Source organism: Streptomyces sp. NPDC088706 (assembly GCF_044752765.1).
Lineage (GTDB): Bacteria > Actinomycetota > Actinomycetes > Streptomycetales > Streptomycetaceae > Streptomyces.
Map to the genome: position 1 here is coordinate 303,438 of NZ_JBIVLW010000005.1, position 13,735 is coordinate 317,172.

A 13,735-nucleotide genomic window follows, 5' to 3' on the forward strand; every position below is an offset into this window, starting at 1 on the left:
CCCGGCGGCCCCCTCCGTGGGGGGCCGCCGGGGCTCCGTCGTAGCCGCCGGGCGGGTCCTACTTGTTGCGGCCGCGCTTCTCGCGGACACGGACCGAGATGTGGATCGGGGTGCCCTCGAAGCCGAACTCCTCACGCAGCCGGCGCTCGACGAAGCGGCGGTAGCCGTGCTCCAGGAAGCCGGAGGCGAACAGCACGAACCGCGGCGGCTTGGTGCCCGCCTGGGTGCCGAACAGGATGCGCGGCTGCTTGCCGCCGCGGATCGGGTGCGGGTGGGAGGCGACGATCTCGCCGAGGAACGCGTTCAGCCGGCCGGTGGGGACGCGGGTCTCCCAGCCCTCGATCGCGGTCTCGATCGCCGGGACGAGCTTCTCCATGTGCCGGCCGGTGAGGGCCGAGACGTTGACGCGGGGGGCCCAGGCGATCTGCGCGAGCTCCGTCTCGATCTCGCGCTCCAGGTAGTAGCGGCGCTCCTCGTCGAGGGTGTCCCACTTGTTGAAGGCGACGACGAGGGCGCGTCCGGCCTCCACGGCCATGGTGATGATCCGCTGGTCCTGGACGCTGATGGACTCGCTGGAGTCGATCAGGACGACGGCGACCTCGGCCTTCTCCACGGCGGCGGCCGTGCGCAGCGAGGCGTAGTAGTCCGCGCCCTCCTGGAGGTGGACGCGGCGGCGGATGCCGGCCGTGTCGATGAACTTCCAGGTGATGCCCCCGAGCTTGATCAGCTCGTCGACCGGGTCCCGGGTGGTGCCGGCCTGCTCGTTGACGACGACCCGGTCCTCCCCCGCGACCTTGTTCAGCAGGGAGGACTTGCCGACGTTCGGACGGCCGATCAGCGCGATGCGACGGGGGCCGCCGAGCGTGGTGCCGAACTTCTGGGCCGGAGCGTCCGGGAGGGCCTCCAGGACCGCGTCCAGCATGTCGCCGGTGCCGCGGCCGTGCAGCGAGGAGACCGGATAGGGCTCGCCGAGGCCGAGCGACCACAGGGCGGTGGCGTCCGCCTCACCGCTCTGGCCGTCGACCTTGTTGGCGCACAGCACGACGGGCTTGCCCGCCCGGCGCAGCAGCTTGACGACGGCCTCGTCGGTGTCGGTGGCGCCCACGGTCGCGTCGACCACGAAGACGACGGCGTCGGCGGTCTCGATGGCGTACTCCGCCTGGGCGGCGACGGAGGCGTCGAGGCCCAGCACGTCCTGCTCCCAGCCGCCGGTGTCCATGACCTTGAAGCGGCGGCCCGCCCACTCGGCCTCGTAGCTGACGCGGTCGCGGGTGACGCCGGGCTTGTCCTGCACGACGGCCTCGCGGCGGCCGATGATCCGGTTCACCAGGGTCGACTTGCCGACATTGGGGCGACCGACGACGGCGAGCACGGGAAGCGGGCCGTGACCGGCCTCTCCGAGGGCGCCCTCGACCTCTTCGGCATCGAAGCCTTCCTGCGCGGCGAGCTCCATGAACTCCGCGTACTCGGCATCGCCAAGTTCTCCGTGCTCGTGGTCCGAGCCGTCGGAGTGAATCTGGTCGTTCATGAAGTCCGTTCCTCTTTGCATCATCATCGATGGACCGCGATCACCGCGGTCCACTACTCAAGTCTGGCCTATCGCCCGGTGAGGCGCTTGGCGCTCTCCAGGTGGGCGGTGAGCTTCGCCTGGATCCGCACGGTCGCCTCGTCCAGCGCCTTGCGGGTGCGCCGCCCGTCGCCGTCGCTCGCGTCGAACGCTTCACCGAAGACGACGTCGACCCGGCTGCGCAGCGGGGGCAGCCCCCGTATCAACCGCCCGCGGCGCTCCGTGCTTCCCAGGACGGCCACGGGGACGATGGGCGCCCCGCCGCGCACCGCGAAGTACGCGAGTCCGGCCCGCAGCGAGGCGAAGTCACCCTCGCCCCGGGTGCCCTCGGGGAAGATCCCGAGCGCCCCGCCGTCCGCCAGGACCCCCAGGGCGTGACCGATGGCGGTGCGGTCGACGGTCGTACGGTCCACCTCGATCTGGCCGATCCCGTGCAGGAACGGGTCGAGGGGGACGACGAACGCCTCCTTCTTGATCAGGAAGTGCACCGGCCGTGGTGCGGTGCCCATCAGCATCGGTCCGTCGATGTTGTGGGAGTGGTTCACCGCGAGTATGACGGGTCCGGCGGCCGGCACGCGCCACGCGCCGAGCACCCGGGGTCTCCACAGCCCGTACATCAGGCCGATGCCGATCCTTCGCCCGACCGCGGCCCCGCGCGGTGTGGGCGCCCCCGTGGCGTCGCTCACGCGGCGGTCCGCTTCTCCTCGACGAGGGTGACGACGCACTCGATGACCTGCTGGAGGGTCAGCTCGGTGGTGTCCACCTCGACGGCGTCGTCCGCCTTGGCCAGCGGCGAGGTCTTACGGCCGGAGTCGGCGGCGTCCCGCAGAACCAGCGCCTCGCGGGTGGCGGCGAGGTCGGAACCCTTGACCTCACCGCTGCGGCGGGCGGCGCGGGCCTCCGGGGAGGCGGTGAGGAAGATCTTGAGGTCGGCGTCGGGCAGCACGGTGGTGCCGATGTCCCGGCCCTCGACGACGATGCCGCCCTCGGCGCCCGCGGCGATGGAGCGCTGGAGCTCGGTGATGATCGTGCGCACCTCGGGGACGGCGCTGACGGCGCTGACCCGGGAGGTGACCTCCTGGGTGCGGATCGGGCCGGAGACGTCCTCCCCGTCGACGGTGATCGTCGGGGAGGTCGGGTCGGTGCCGGAGATGATCACGGGCTTGGCGGCCGCGGTGGCGATCTCGGCCGGGTCGGTCACGTCGATACCGTTGTTCAGCATCCACCAGGTGATGGCCCGGTACTGCGCGCCCGTGTCCAGGTAGTTCAGGCCGAGCTTGGCGGCGACGGCCTTGGAGGTGCTCGACTTGCCGGTGCCGGAGGGCCCGTCGATGGCGACGATCACTGCGGAGCTTGCGGTTTCCACGGCGGTGGACACCTTCCTGGTACACGGGGCGGGGACGGACGGGCCTGGAGGCGGCCTCGTACCAAGGTTACCGAGTGCCCTGAGCGCCCTTGTACCCCGTACGGGGGAGCCCGCGTCCCCGTATCGGCGGCCTCAGCCGCGGATCAACCAGCCGCGCTCGGTGAGGGCCGCGCCGAGCACGGGGGCCGCGTTCGGTTCGACCATGATCTGGACCAGGCCCGCCTGCTGGCCGGTGGCGTGCTCGATGCGGACGTCCTCGATGTTCACTCCGGCCCGGCCGGCGTCGGCGAAGATCGCGGCGAGTTCGCCCGGCTTGTCGCCGATGAGGACGGCCACGGTCTCGTACGCGGCGGGTGCGGCGCCGTGCTTGCCGGGGACCCGGACGCGGCCCGCGTTGCCGCGGCGCAGGACGTCCTCGATGGCGTCGGTGCCCGCGCGCCGCTCCTCCTCGTCGGCGGAGCGCAGCCCGCGCAGCGCGGTCACGGTCTCCGCCAGGTCGGCGGCGACCCCGGCGAGCACGTCGGCGACCGGGCCGGGGTTGGCCGAGAGGATCTCCACCCACATCCGGGGGTCGGAGGCGGCGATCCGGGTGACGTCGCGGATGCCCTGGCCGCACAGGCGTACGGCACTCTCGTCGGCCTCCTCCAGCCGCGCGGCGACCATGGAGGAGATCAGCTGCGGGGTGTGGGAGACGAGGGCGACGGCCCGGTCGTGGGCGTCGGCGTCCATGACGACGGGGACGGCCCGGCAGAGCGCGACCAGCTCCAGGGCGAGGTTGAGGACCTCGGTGTCGGTGTCCCGGGTCGGGGTGAGGACCCAGGGGCGGCCCTCGAAGAGGTCGGCGGTGGCGGCGAGCGGCCCCGAGCGCTCCTTGCCCGCCATCGGGTGGGTGCCGATGTACGGGGTCAGGTCGAGGCCCATCGCCTCCAGCTCGCGGCGCGGGCCGCCCTTGACGCTGGCGACGTCCAGGTAGCCGCGGGCCACCCCGTCGCGCATGGCGGTGGCCAGGACGGTGGCGGTGTGGGCGGGCGGTACGGCGATGACGGCCAGGTCGACCGGGCCGGCGGGTGGCTCGTCCGTACCGGCGCCGAGCGCGGCCGCGGTCCGAGCGGACTCGGGGTCGTGGTCGACGAGGTGGACGTGGATGCCACGGCGGGCCAGGGCCAGGGCGGCGGAGGTGCCGACGAGGCCGGTTCCGATGACGAGGACGGTTCTCACTGGGCGATGTCCTTGCGCAGGGCGGCGGTGGCGCCGAGGTAGACGTGCTGGATCTCCGCGCGGGAGAGGTGGGTCTCGACGTGGGCGAGGAGACGGACGACGCGGGGCATGGCCCCCTCGATGTCCAGCTCCTGGGCGCAGATCAGGGGTACGTCCACGATCCCGAGTCCGCGCGCGGCGGCGGCCGGGAAGTCGCTGTGCAGATCCGGGGTGGCGGTGAACCAGATGCTGATCAGGTCGTCGGCGACCAGCCCGTTGCGTGCCAGAACCGCGGTGAGCAGCTCACCGACCCGCTCGTCCATGTGCCCGGCCTCGTCCCGCTCCAGCTGGACGGCTCCTCGGACCGCTCGTACCGCCACGTCGTACTCCTCGCTCGTTCACTTCCGCGCCGCCCCCAACGTCCTGGAGCCGCTGCGATCACCCTAGAGGGGACGCGTCCGGACCGGTCACCGCGCTCCGTCCGTGAGACGGGGCGGGGCTGCGGTGCCGGGCGGCGGCGTGGACCGCGAGGAGCATGCGCCAGATCCGGCCGGCCAGCTGCCGGGGGTTCGCGGTGATCCGCCCGTGCACCCAGTCGGCGAGCACCCCGGTGAAGATCCCGGCGACGGCGCTCGCGGTGAGGTCGTGCCCGGTGTCCGCCGGCCGTCGGGCGCGCAGCTCGTCGAGGCTGCGCCGGCGCAGCTCCCGGTGGAGCAGTTCGCCGAGCGGCCCGCCGCCGCCCTCGCGGAGCAGGCTCCGGTAGACGGCCGCCCGGGTGTGGATGCCCGCGAGGAGCGCGGCGAGCGGAGCCGGCGGTGCGTCCGGGCCGGGTGGTGCGCCGTCCCAGGCGTGCAGGGCGTCGACCGCCTCGGTGACGACCTCGGCGCAGGCGTCCACCGCGAGGGCGTACAGGTCGTCGTAGTGGAGGTAGAAGGTGGCCCGGCCCACGCCGGCGCCGCGGACCACCTGGGCGACGCTGACCTGTTCGAGTGGCCGGTGCTCGCAGGCGGCGAGCAGGGCGGTGCGGAGCTTGCCGCGGGTGCGCGTGGTACGCGGGTCGGTGCTGCCGTCCGTCACCGCGGGGGTCATCGGGCGAGCAGGACGAGGCCGAGGGCGAGCGCGGACGGCACCGCCTGGACGTAGAGGATCTTCCGGCTCACGGTGGCGGCCCCGTAGACCCCGGCGACGATCAGGCAGCTCAGGAAGAAGACCTGCGCCTGGAAGGCGACGGGGTCGCTCGCGAGGAGGCCCCAGACCAGCCCGGCGGCCATGAACCCGTTGTAGAGGCCCTGGTTGGCGGCGAGGGTGGCGCTCTCACGGGAGAAGGCGGGAGTCGTACCGAAGGCCTCGCGGCCGCGGTCGGTGTCCCAGAGGAACATCTCCAGAACGAGGAAGTAGGCGTGGATCAGCGCGACGAGCGCAACCAGGACCTGAGCTGCGGTGTGCATGACGAGAGACCTCCGGGGACGATTTCCTGGACGACTGTACAGGAACTGTCTTTGGCCCGCCCGGTTGCTTCACGTCGGCGCTCCCCGGCACCACCATGGCCAGCACAGATCACCCCTGGACAACTGGAGAGCGCATGAACGCACGGCGTAGGACAGTTCTGACCGCGGGCGCGGCGGGCGCCGCCGCCCTGGTGACCGGCTGCGGATCGTCCGGCGACGAGGGCGGCGGAGGCGACGCGAGTGGTACGCCGACGGCGTCGGGCACCCCGTCGGACACGGCGTCGGACACGGCGTCGCCCGGCGCCTCACCCGGCGGCGGTGAGCAGCTCGCCGCGACCGCCGACATCCCGGTCGGCGGCGGCACGATCTTCAGGCAGCAGAAGGTGGTGGTGACCCAGCCGGAGGAAGGCGAGTTCAAGGCCTTCTCCGCCGTCTGCACCCACGCCAGCTGCCTCGTCTCGACGGTCAGCGACGGCACGATCAACTGCCCGTGCCACGGCAGCAAGTTCTCCATCACGGACGCGGCGGTCGAGGCCGGCCCGGCGACCCGCCCGCTGCCGGCCGAGCGGATCACCGTCTCGGGCGGGTCGATCCGGTTGAGCTGAGGACGGGGCCGGCGCCCGGGGCAGGTCGGCCGGAATTCCGGAGCGGGGCGTCCCGTCGCCCCCGTACCCTCGCCGGCATGATCACTCCCGCCGACGAGGCTCTCGTACGCGACCACACGGTCTACGCGTGTGTGATGGGTTCACGCGCGTTCGGTCTGGCGACGGAGGGCAGCGACACCGACCGGCGGGGTGTGTTCGCCGCCCCCACCCCGCTGTTCTGGCGCCTCGACAAGCCCCCGGCACACATCGAGGGCCCCGGACCCGAGCAATTCTCCTGGGAGCTGGAGCGCTTCTGCGAGCTGGCGCTGCGGGCCAACCCCAATGTGCTGGAGTGCCTGCACTCCCCGCTGGTGGAGTACCTGGACGACACCGGCCGCGAACTGCTGGAGCTGCGCGGGGCGTTCCTCTCCCGCCTGGCCCACGGCACGTTCGTCCGCTACGCGCTGGGCCAGCGGAAGAAGCTGGAGGCCGACGTACGGGTCCACGGAGAGCCCCGCTGGAAGCACGCGATGCACCTGCTGCGGCTGCTGGCGAGCGGCCGGGACCTGCTGCGCTCCGGCGCGCTGCGCATCGAGGTCGGCGACGCGCGCGAGGAGCTGCTGGCGGTGAAGCGGGGCGAGGTGCCCTGGCCGGAGGTGGAGCGCCGGCTGAACCGGCTGGCCAAGGAGAACGACGAGGCGGCGCACGCCTCCCCGCTGCCGCCCGGCCCGGACCGGGCGGCGGTGGAGGACTTCCTGATCCGGACCCGGCGGGCGTCGGCCTGTTGACCGGCTGAGGGCGCTCGCGGATCAAGCGTCCCAGAGTGCCGCCAGGGACAGCAGGTCGCTGCGGTACTCGATCCGTTCCGACCACTCCTTGGGCCAGGCCGCCGCGCCCAGGTGGGCCCCGGCGAAGGCGCCCGCCAGGCAGGCGAGCGAGTCGGAGTCACCGCGGGTGCAGGCGGCCCGGCGCAGGGCGGTGAGCGGGTCCTCGGGGAAGAGCAGGAAGCAGTGCAGGGCGGTGGCGAGGGCCTCCTCGGCGATCCAGCCGTCTCCGGTCCGCTCGCACGGGTCCGTCTCCGGGGACGGGTCGCGCAAGGCCTCCTGGACGGCGGCCAGCGCGCCCTGGCACTCGTCCCAGCCGCGGCTGATGTACGCCTCGGGCGAGACGTCCCCGGCGTACCGCCACAGGTCGCCGAGCCAGCGGGTGTGGTACCGGCCGCTGTTCTCGTACGCGTAGCTGCGCAACCGGCCGATCAGGCCCAGCGGTTCGGCGCCCTGGGCGAGCAGGAAGACCGCGCGGGCGGTCAGGTCGGAGGCGGCCAGGGCGGTGGGGTGGCCATGGGTGAGGGCGGCCTGGAGCTGGGCGGCTCCGGCGCGCTGTTCGTCGCTGATGCCGGGGACGAGACCGACGGGGGCGACCCGCATGTTGGCACCGCAGCCCTTGGAGTGGGTCTGGCTCGCCTCCTGCCAGAGAGGGCTGAACTCCAGCATGCGGCAGGCGGTGAGGCAGGTGTTGCCGGGAGCCCGGTTGTTCTCCGGCGAGTGGTACCAGGCGATGAACTCCCCGCGCACCGGGTCCACCAGCCGCTCCGGGGTGAGCAGTCCGCTGTCCATGGCGGTGCGGATGCCCCGGCCAAGGGCGATCGTCATCTGGGTGTCGTCGGTGACCATCGCGGGGGTCGGCAGGGCCATCTGCCGCCAGGGGCCGCACTTGGTGAGGATGGCGGGGACGTCGTTGAACTCGGTGGGGAAGCCCAGCGCGTCACCGAGCGCGAGCCCGGTCAGCGAGCCGGTGGCCGCCTGCTTGGTGAGTCTTCGGGTGGCTATGGTCATGGCGTTCGTCCTTCCGGGCGCGAGAGGGGTGGTTCGGTGGAGGGCAGGCGCAGCAGCGGCGGATGCAGGGTCGTGGCGCCGCCCGCCCGGTACAGCGCGGCCGGTTTGCCTCGGCCGCCGGTGCGGCGCGGCGGGCCGTCCACCGGCTGGACGAAGCCCGGCGCGTTCAGGACCTTGCGCCGGAAGTTGGGCCGGTCCAGCTCGACGTCCCACACCGTCTCGTACACCTGCTGGAGCTCGCCGAGCGTGAACTCGGCGGGGCAGAACTCCGTGGCCAGGCAGGTGTATTCGAGCTTGGCGCCGATCCGGTCGCGGGCATCGGTGAGGATGCGGTCGTGGTCGAAGGCGAGCGGTCCGGTGGCGCCCGTGGCCCACCACCGCGCGCTCGCCGCGTCGCCGCCGCCGCGCGGTTCGGGCAGGTCCGGCAGGAGTGCGGCGTACGCGACCGAGACGACCCGCATCCTCGGGTCGCGGTCCGGTTCGGTGTAGGTGCGCAGCTGCTCCAGGTGGAGAGCGCCGACGGCGTCCGGGCCGAGGCCGGTCTCCTCGGCCAGCTCGCGGCGGGCGGCCTCGTCGGCGGACTCGCGCGGCAGGACGAAGCCGCCCGGCAGCGCCCAGCGGCCCTGGAACGGCTCCTGGCCGCGCTCCACCAGCAGCACATGGAGCGCCGCGTCCCGGACGGTGAAGACGGCCAGGTCGACGGTGACCGCGAAGGGCGGGAAGGCGTGCGGGTCATACCCCTCGGGTACGCCGGTGCTCATCGCCTCTCCGGAAGCGGCGCGGCGAAGTCCCAGCCGGTGGCGAGGAGTTCGTCCACGGCGGCGACGGCCTGCGCGAGGCGGACCTCGGGCGGGCCGGTGACCTCGATGAACCGGCGGCCCGTACGCGTGAGTTCGGCGCGGAAGCGGTCGGTCATCCAGGGCCGCAGCTCCTCGCCGTCGCGCAGCCCGTCGTCCTCGAAGGCGACGCCCTCGTGGTCGGTGAGCAGCCACAGGTGGTGTGCGGTCCGGTCCGCGATCTTCTCGACCAGCGGGTTGCGCCCGCCGACGTACCGCTCGTGCCAGACGGTGGTGGCGAAGGAGTCCGTGTCGCAGAAGAGCACCGGGGAGCCGGTGCGGGCGGCGGCCTCCTCCCGGTCGTTCTGGGCCTGGGCGATGACCGGGAAGTCGTCGGTGGTGAAGGTGACGTCCTCCCAGGCGGCCCCGGGCCACCGCTCGCGCAGGGCGGCCAGCTTGCGTTCGCTGTACTCGCGCCCGTACTCCGCGACGTACTCCGTCCGCGCCCAGACCCCGCCCCGTGCGCGGTAGTGGCCGGTGAGCGCCCGCGCCAGGGTGGTGGTGCCGGTGGACTCGGCGCCGAGGACGACGACCCGGCGGGCGAGTGCGGCCCGGACGGGCGGGCGGAGAAAGTCCCAGCGGCCCACCGGGTCCCTGCGCACGGCGGTGCCGGAGACCGGGAAGAGCGTGCGGTCGGGGTCGACGAGGACGGACGCGGCACCGAAGCGGCGGCCGAGCTCCTCGCCGTACGCCTCCGAGGTGAAGACCGCGTCCACCCGCTCGGGCACGGCGGCGGTGAAGACCGCCATGTGCGCGTCCCAGACCGCCGGATCGGTCACGTCCATGTGCGTGTCGTCGACCGCGCCCACCACCGTGACGTCCGGGTGGATCTCCCGCATCCAGGCGACCCGGTCGGCGAGCGGCACGGACTCCACGGATGCGGCGCAGACCAGCACGGTCAGCCGTTCGCAGTGGTCCTGGGCGGTGCGGACGAGGTGGTGGTGGCCGGCGTGCGGCGGGTAGAACTTGCCGAGGACCAGGCCGTGTTCGTAAGCCTTCATGCCGTGACCACCGCCGGCGGGCGGGAGTTACGGGCCGTCAGGTCGCGGTGCCAGTTGCGCAGGCCGACCAGGCAGAGGGCGAGGAACCCGGCGTACAGCAGCGAGGTCAGGTACAGCCCCTTGTGCGCGTACAGCGGGATGTAGACCACGTCCGCCGCGATCCACAGCCACCAGGACTCCAGCCGCTTCCGGCACTGCCCGTACGTCGCCATCAGCGACAGCGAGGTCGTCAGCGCGTCCCAGAACGGGACGGTGGAGTCGGTGGCCCGGGTGAGCAGCAGGGTGAGCCCTGCGGTCCCCACCACCCCCGCCGCGAGCAGCCAGGCCCATTCGGTGCGGGTGGTTCTGCGCACCGGCAGGACCGAGGTCCCTGGTCCACCCCCGTGGGTCCAGGTCCACCAGCCGTACGCGGCGAGGGTGATGAAGACGATCTGGAGGCCGGCGTCGGCGTACAGGCCGGCCTGGGCGAACAGCAGGATGAAGAAGACGTTGTTGGCGATGCCGATCGGCCAGTTGGCGATGTGCTGGCGGGCCACGAGCCAGACGCAGAGCGCCCCGCTGCCGAAGCCCAGCACCTCGGTCCAGCTGACCGGGGTGTCCAGCACGGTCACCAGGGGCTGTCGCAGGGGATCGAGGATGTCCGCGAGGCTCACGGGCCCGCCTCCTTCTTAATAGTCACTCTGACTATAAAGGGTGGACGGGGGCGGCAAAAGGCCCGCGGCCGGTTCTGTTCGAACTTTCCGAACGGATACCGGCCGCGGGCCTCTGGAGAGCGGGGGCGGCTAGAGACCGACCTCGCGCATCAGCATGCCGACCTCGGTGTTGGTGAGGCGGCGCAGCCAGCCGGACTTCTGGTCGCCCAGCGGGATCGGGCCGAAGGACGTCCGCACGAGGCGCTCGACCGGGAAGCCGGCCTCGGCCAGCATCCGGCGCACGATGTGCTTGCGGCCCTCATGGAGGGTCACCTCGACCAGGTAGTTCTTGCCGGTGTTCTCGACGACGCGGAAGTGGTCGGCGCGGGCGTAGCCGTCCTCCAGCTGGATGCCGTCCTTGAGCCGCTTGCCGAGGTCGCGCGGCAGGGGGCCCTGGATGGCGGCCAGGTAGGTCTTCTTCACGCCGTACTTGGGGTGCGTGAGGCGGTGGGCCAGCTCACCGTGGTTGGTGAGCATGATGATGCCCTCCGTCTCGGTGTCGAGCCGGCCGACGTGGAACAGCCGCGTCTCGCGGTTGGTCACGTAGTCGCCGAGGCACTGGCGGCCGTCCGGGTCCTCCATCGAGGAGACGACGCCCGCGGGCTTGTTCAGCGCGAAGAAGAGGTAGGACTGCGCGGCCACGGTCAGGCCGTCGACCTTGATCTCGTCGCGGTGCACATCGACGCGCATGCCCTGCTCGACGACGATCTCGCCGTTGACCTCGACGCGGGACTGCTCGATCAGCTCCTCGCACGCACGGCGCGAGCCCATGCCGGCCCGGGCGAGGACCTTCTGCAGCCGCTCGCCCTCCTGCTCGGCGCCCGGGTGGGTCTTGGGGAGGTTGATCTCGGGCTTGTTCGCGTACCGGTCGCGGTTGCGCTGCTCGATCTTGGCGTCCAGCTCACGGGGGCGCGAGGGGGCCGCGCGACGGAAACCGCCGCTGCGGCCGGAGCCGCCCTGCGCGGGCTTCGGGCCGCCCTTGGCGCCGCCACGGGCCGCCGAGCCGCGGCCCTTGCGGGGGCCGTCCTGCTCGGACCGGGCGCCGGGGGCGTCGTTGCCCACGTCGTAGCGGCGCTCCTCGGGGCGGGGACGGCGCGGGCGCTGCTCCTGCTCGCCCCAGCCGCCGCCCTGGGAGCCCTGGGAGCCTTGGGAGCCCTGGCGCCCGCCCTGGCCGGTGGGCCGGCCACCCTGGCTGCCGCCGGGACGCCCGCCCTGGCTGCCGCCGGGACGCCCGCCCTGGCTGCCGCCGCGACCGCCCGGCGCTCCGGGCCGTCCGCCCTGGCTGCCGCCGCGTCCGCCGCCGCCCTGGCCACCGGGACGGCCGCCCTGGCCGCCGCCGCCGCTCCGGCCGCTGCCGCCGCTTCCGCTGTTCCTGCCACTGCTTCGCATCAAAATTCCGTCTTGTCGTCTGCGTGAGTATCCGGGGTGTCCGGTGCGTCCGGATCGAACGACGGCACACCCTCTAGCGTCTCAGCCTCGATCGCGTCCGCCTCCGGGAGGAAGGGCGCGAGCTCCGGGAGCTCGTCCAGGCCTCGCAGGCCCATACGCTCCAGAAAGTAGTTCGTCGTCCTGTACAGGATCGCACCTGTTTCGGGTTCCGCGCCCGCCTCCGCCACCAGGCCCCTCTGGAGCAGGGTCCGCATGACGCCGTCGCAGTTCACTCCGCGCACCGCCGAGACCCGCGAACGGCTCACCGGCTGCCGGTAGGCGACCACCGCCAGGGTCTCCAGCGCGGCCTGCGTCAGCCGGGCGTGCTGGCCGTCCAGGACGAAGCCCTCGACGGCGGCCGCGTACTTGGGGCGGGTGTAGAAGCGCCAGCCGCCCGCGACGAGCCGCAGGTCGAAGCCCCGGCGCTGCACGGTGTACTCGTCGGCCAGCTCCCGCAGCGCGTCCGCCACGGCTCTGCGGGGCCGCTGGAGCACCTTGGCCAGCCGGTCGACGGTGGCGGGCTCGTCGACCACCATGAGGACCGCCTCCAGGGCGGGCTTGAGGTCGAGCGAGGCGACCGCGCCGGCGTCGTCCTCCTGAGTCGGCTGTGCGCTCATTCCCGTACGTCCTCCTCCTGCTCGGCCGTCCCGTCGAGTTGCTGGTCGAACTCGTCCGTCACCACCGGCTCCGCGTCAGCCCCACCGCACCAGGCCACCAGCAGGTCGCCCAGCGCCTCGTCCTGGTCCAGGGTGACCGCCTTCTCCCGGTACAGCTCCAGCAGGGCCAGGAAGCGGGCCACCACGGTGAGGGTGTCGGGGGCGTCCTCGGTGAGCACCTGGAAGCTCACCGCCGCCCCGGCCGCGCGCAGCCGCTCCACCACGATGCCCGCCTGCTCGCGCACGCTGACCAGCGGGGCGTGGATGTGGTCGACGTACACCCGGGGCCTGGGCTTCGGCTGCATCGCCTTCACCGCGAGCTCGGCGAACCCGTCGGGACCGATGCTGATGACCACCTCGGGCAGCAGCTCCGCGTGGCGGTCCTCCAGGCCGACGGTGCGGGGGTGACGGCGGGCCTCGGACTCCAGGCGGCCCTGGAAGATCTCGGCGATCTGCTTGTACGCGCGGTACTGGAGCAGCCGCGCGAAGAGCAGGTCCCGCGCCTCCAGCAGCGCCAGGTCCGCCTCGTCCTCCACCTCGGCGGCGGGCAGCAGCCGGGCGGCCTTCAGGTCGAGCAGGGTGGCGGCGACGACGAGGAACTCGGTGGTCTGGTCGAGGTCCCAGTCGGGGCCCATGGCGCGGATGTACGCCATGAACTCGTCGGTGACCTTGGAGAGCGCGACCTCGGTCACATCCAGCTTGTGCTTGGAGATCAGCTGGAGGAGGAGGTCGAAGGGGCCCTCGAAGTTCACCAGCCGGACGGTGAAGCGCCGGCCGTCCGCGTCCGGCTGCCGACCGAGCTCCTCCGGCTCGGCCGCCGGTACGGGTTCCGGCTCCGCTGCCGGTACGGGTTCCGGCTCGGCCGGCGGTACGGGTTCCGGCTCGGCCGGCGGTACGAGCTCCGGCTCGGCCGGCGGTACGAGCTCCGGCTCCACTGCCGGTACGGGGACAGGTGCCGCCGCGGGCTCCGGCCCGGCTTCCGGTACGGGACCGGCTTCCCGCTCCCGTACCGGCTCCGCAGCCGCCTCCTCCGCCGCCGCGGGCGGCGCCGCCGTGCCCGGCCCCCGCCCCAGGGCACGGCGGCGCGGGGCGGTGGGGTCGGCGGGCGTCGGCATGGTGGTCCAG

The 13,735-nt window shown here is 73.1% G+C and carries 16 protein-coding genes; 2 read left to right on the forward strand and 14 right to left on the reverse strand.

Going from position 1 to position 13,735, the window contains the following annotated elements; genetic code table 11:
- Positions 1-58: 58 nt before the first annotated feature.
- From der to ACIQAK_RS16510, 7 genes are all read right to left on the reverse strand, one after another.
- Entirely contained in the window at positions 59-1,528 is a 1,470-nt protein-coding gene (gene der / locus ACIQAK_RS16480) for a ribosome biogenesis GTPase Der (RefSeq protein ID WP_366389653.1), read from the reverse strand.
- 68 nt (positions 1,529-1,596) lie between these two features.
- Complete coding sequence (locus ACIQAK_RS16485) at positions 1,597-2,253, reverse strand: lysophospholipid acyltransferase family protein (protein ID WP_366389652.1); 657 nt, start codon at positions 2,251-2,253, stop codon at positions 1,597-1,599.
- Positions 2,250-2,945, reverse strand: a complete 696-nt coding sequence (cmk, locus tag ACIQAK_RS16490) for a (d)CMP kinase (RefSeq protein WP_366389651.1) — start codon at positions 2,943-2,945, stop codon at positions 2,250-2,252. Before cmk ends, ACIQAK_RS16485 begins: the two co-directional genes overlap by 4 nt.
- A 120-nt stretch (positions 2,946-3,065) precedes the next feature.
- Positions 3,066-4,151, reverse strand: coding sequence for a prephenate dehydrogenase (locus tag ACIQAK_RS16495; protein ID WP_366389650.1), 1,086 nt, complete (start codon positions 4,149-4,151; stop codon positions 3,066-3,068).
- Positions 4,148-4,510, reverse strand: a complete 363-nt coding sequence (aroH, locus tag ACIQAK_RS16500; protein WP_366389649.1) for a chorismate mutase — start codon at positions 4,508-4,510, stop codon at positions 4,148-4,150. The genes ACIQAK_RS16495 and aroH overlap by 4 nt, the downstream gene beginning before the upstream one ends.
- A 58-nt stretch (positions 4,511-4,568) precedes the next feature.
- Positions 4,569-5,219, reverse strand: coding sequence for a TetR/AcrR family transcriptional regulator (locus ACIQAK_RS16505; protein ID WP_366389648.1), 651 nt, complete (start codon positions 5,217-5,219; stop codon positions 4,569-4,571).
- Positions 5,216-5,578, reverse strand: coding sequence for a DUF1304 domain-containing protein (locus ACIQAK_RS16510; RefSeq protein ID WP_366389647.1), 363 nt, complete (start codon positions 5,576-5,578; stop codon positions 5,216-5,218). The genes ACIQAK_RS16505 and ACIQAK_RS16510 overlap by 4 nt, the downstream gene beginning before the upstream one ends.
- 134 nt (positions 5,579-5,712) lie before the next feature.
- Here ACIQAK_RS16510 and ACIQAK_RS16515 point away from each other — a divergent pair, with 134 nt between their 5' ends.
- Entirely contained in the window at positions 5,713-6,183 is a 471-nt protein-coding gene (locus tag ACIQAK_RS16515) for a Rieske (2Fe-2S) protein (RefSeq protein WP_366389646.1), read from the forward strand.
- 77 nt (positions 6,184-6,260) lie between these two features.
- The gene (locus ACIQAK_RS16520; RefSeq protein ID WP_366389645.1) at positions 6,261-6,950 is read left to right on the forward strand and encodes a DNA polymerase beta superfamily protein; all 690 of its coding nucleotides are present in this window, start codon (positions 6,261-6,263) and stop codon (positions 6,948-6,950) included.
- Positions 6,951-6,971: 21 nt separating this feature from the next.
- Here ACIQAK_RS16520 and ACIQAK_RS16525 read toward each other — a convergent pair whose 3' ends face one another.
- From ACIQAK_RS16525 to ACIQAK_RS16555, 7 genes are all read right to left on the reverse strand, one after another.
- Complete coding sequence (locus ACIQAK_RS16525) at positions 6,972-7,997, reverse strand: ADP-ribosylglycohydrolase family protein (protein ID WP_366389644.1); 1,026 nt, start codon at positions 7,995-7,997, stop codon at positions 6,972-6,974.
- Positions 7,994-8,758, reverse strand: a complete 765-nt coding sequence (locus ACIQAK_RS16530; protein ID WP_366389643.1) for an NUDIX domain-containing protein — start codon at positions 8,756-8,758, stop codon at positions 7,994-7,996. Before ACIQAK_RS16530 ends, ACIQAK_RS16525 begins: the two co-directional genes overlap by 4 nt.
- On the reverse strand, positions 8,755-9,834 hold the full coding sequence (locus tag ACIQAK_RS16535) for an AAA family ATPase (protein ID WP_366389642.1): 1,080 nt from the start codon (positions 9,832-9,834) through the stop codon (positions 8,755-8,757). Before ACIQAK_RS16535 ends, ACIQAK_RS16530 begins: the two co-directional genes overlap by 4 nt.
- Positions 9,831-10,487, reverse strand: coding sequence for a nicotinamide riboside transporter PnuC (gene pnuC, locus ACIQAK_RS16540; protein WP_366389641.1), 657 nt, complete (start codon positions 10,485-10,487; stop codon positions 9,831-9,833). The genes ACIQAK_RS16535 and pnuC overlap by 4 nt, the downstream gene beginning before the upstream one ends.
- 129 nt (positions 10,488-10,616) lie before the next feature.
- On the reverse strand, positions 10,617-11,915 hold the full coding sequence (locus ACIQAK_RS16545; protein WP_366389640.1) for a pseudouridine synthase: 1,299 nt from the start codon (positions 11,913-11,915) through the stop codon (positions 10,617-10,619).
- The gene (gene scpB, locus ACIQAK_RS16550) at positions 11,915-12,571 is read right to left on the reverse strand and encodes an SMC-Scp complex subunit ScpB (RefSeq protein ID WP_366389639.1); all 657 of its coding nucleotides are present in this window, start codon (positions 12,569-12,571) and stop codon (positions 11,915-11,917) included. The genes ACIQAK_RS16545 and scpB overlap by 1 nt, the downstream gene beginning before the upstream one ends.
- Positions 12,568-13,725, reverse strand: coding sequence for a segregation/condensation protein A (locus ACIQAK_RS16555; protein WP_366389887.1), 1,158 nt, complete (start codon positions 13,723-13,725; stop codon positions 12,568-12,570). Before ACIQAK_RS16555 ends, scpB begins: the two co-directional genes overlap by 4 nt.
- Positions 13,726-13,735 lie beyond the last annotated feature (10 nt).

Coding starts and splice junctions, on each gene's coding strand:
- der (WP_366389653.1), bottom strand. CDS start 1,528: ATGAACGACCAGATTCACTCCGACGGCTCGGACCACGAGCACGGAGAA.
- ACIQAK_RS16505 (WP_366389648.1), bottom strand. CDS start 5,219: ATGACCCCCGCGGTGACGGACGGCAGCACCGACCCGCGTACCACGCGC.
- ACIQAK_RS16510 (WP_366389647.1), bottom strand. CDS start 5,578: ATGCACACCGCAGCTCAGGTCCTGGTTGCGCTCGTCGCGCTGATCCAC.
- ACIQAK_RS16515 (WP_366389646.1), top strand. CDS start 5,713: ATGAACGCACGGCGTAGGACAGTTCTGACCGCGGGCGCGGCGGGCGCC.
- ACIQAK_RS16520 (WP_366389645.1), top strand. CDS start 6,261: ATGATCACTCCCGCCGACGAGGCTCTCGTACGCGACCACACGGTCTAC.
- ACIQAK_RS16525 (WP_366389644.1), bottom strand. CDS start 7,997: ATGACCATAGCCACCCGAAGACTCACCAAGCAGGCGGCCACCGGCTCG.
- ACIQAK_RS16530 (WP_366389643.1), bottom strand. CDS start 8,758: ATGAGCACCGGCGTACCCGAGGGGTATGACCCGCACGCCTTCCCGCCC.
- ACIQAK_RS16535 (WP_366389642.1), bottom strand. CDS start 9,834: ATGAAGGCTTACGAACACGGCCTGGTCCTCGGCAAGTTCTACCCGCCG.
- ACIQAK_RS16545 (WP_366389640.1), bottom strand. CDS start 11,915: ATGCGAAGCAGTGGCAGGAACAGCGGAAGCGGCGGCAGCGGCCGGAGC.
- scpB (WP_366389639.1), bottom strand. CDS start 12,571: ATGAGCGCACAGCCGACTCAGGAGGACGACGCCGGCGCGGTCGCCTCG.
- ACIQAK_RS16555 (WP_366389887.1), bottom strand. CDS start 13,725: ATGCCGACGCCCGCCGACCCCACCGCCCCGCGCCGCCGTGCCCTGGGG.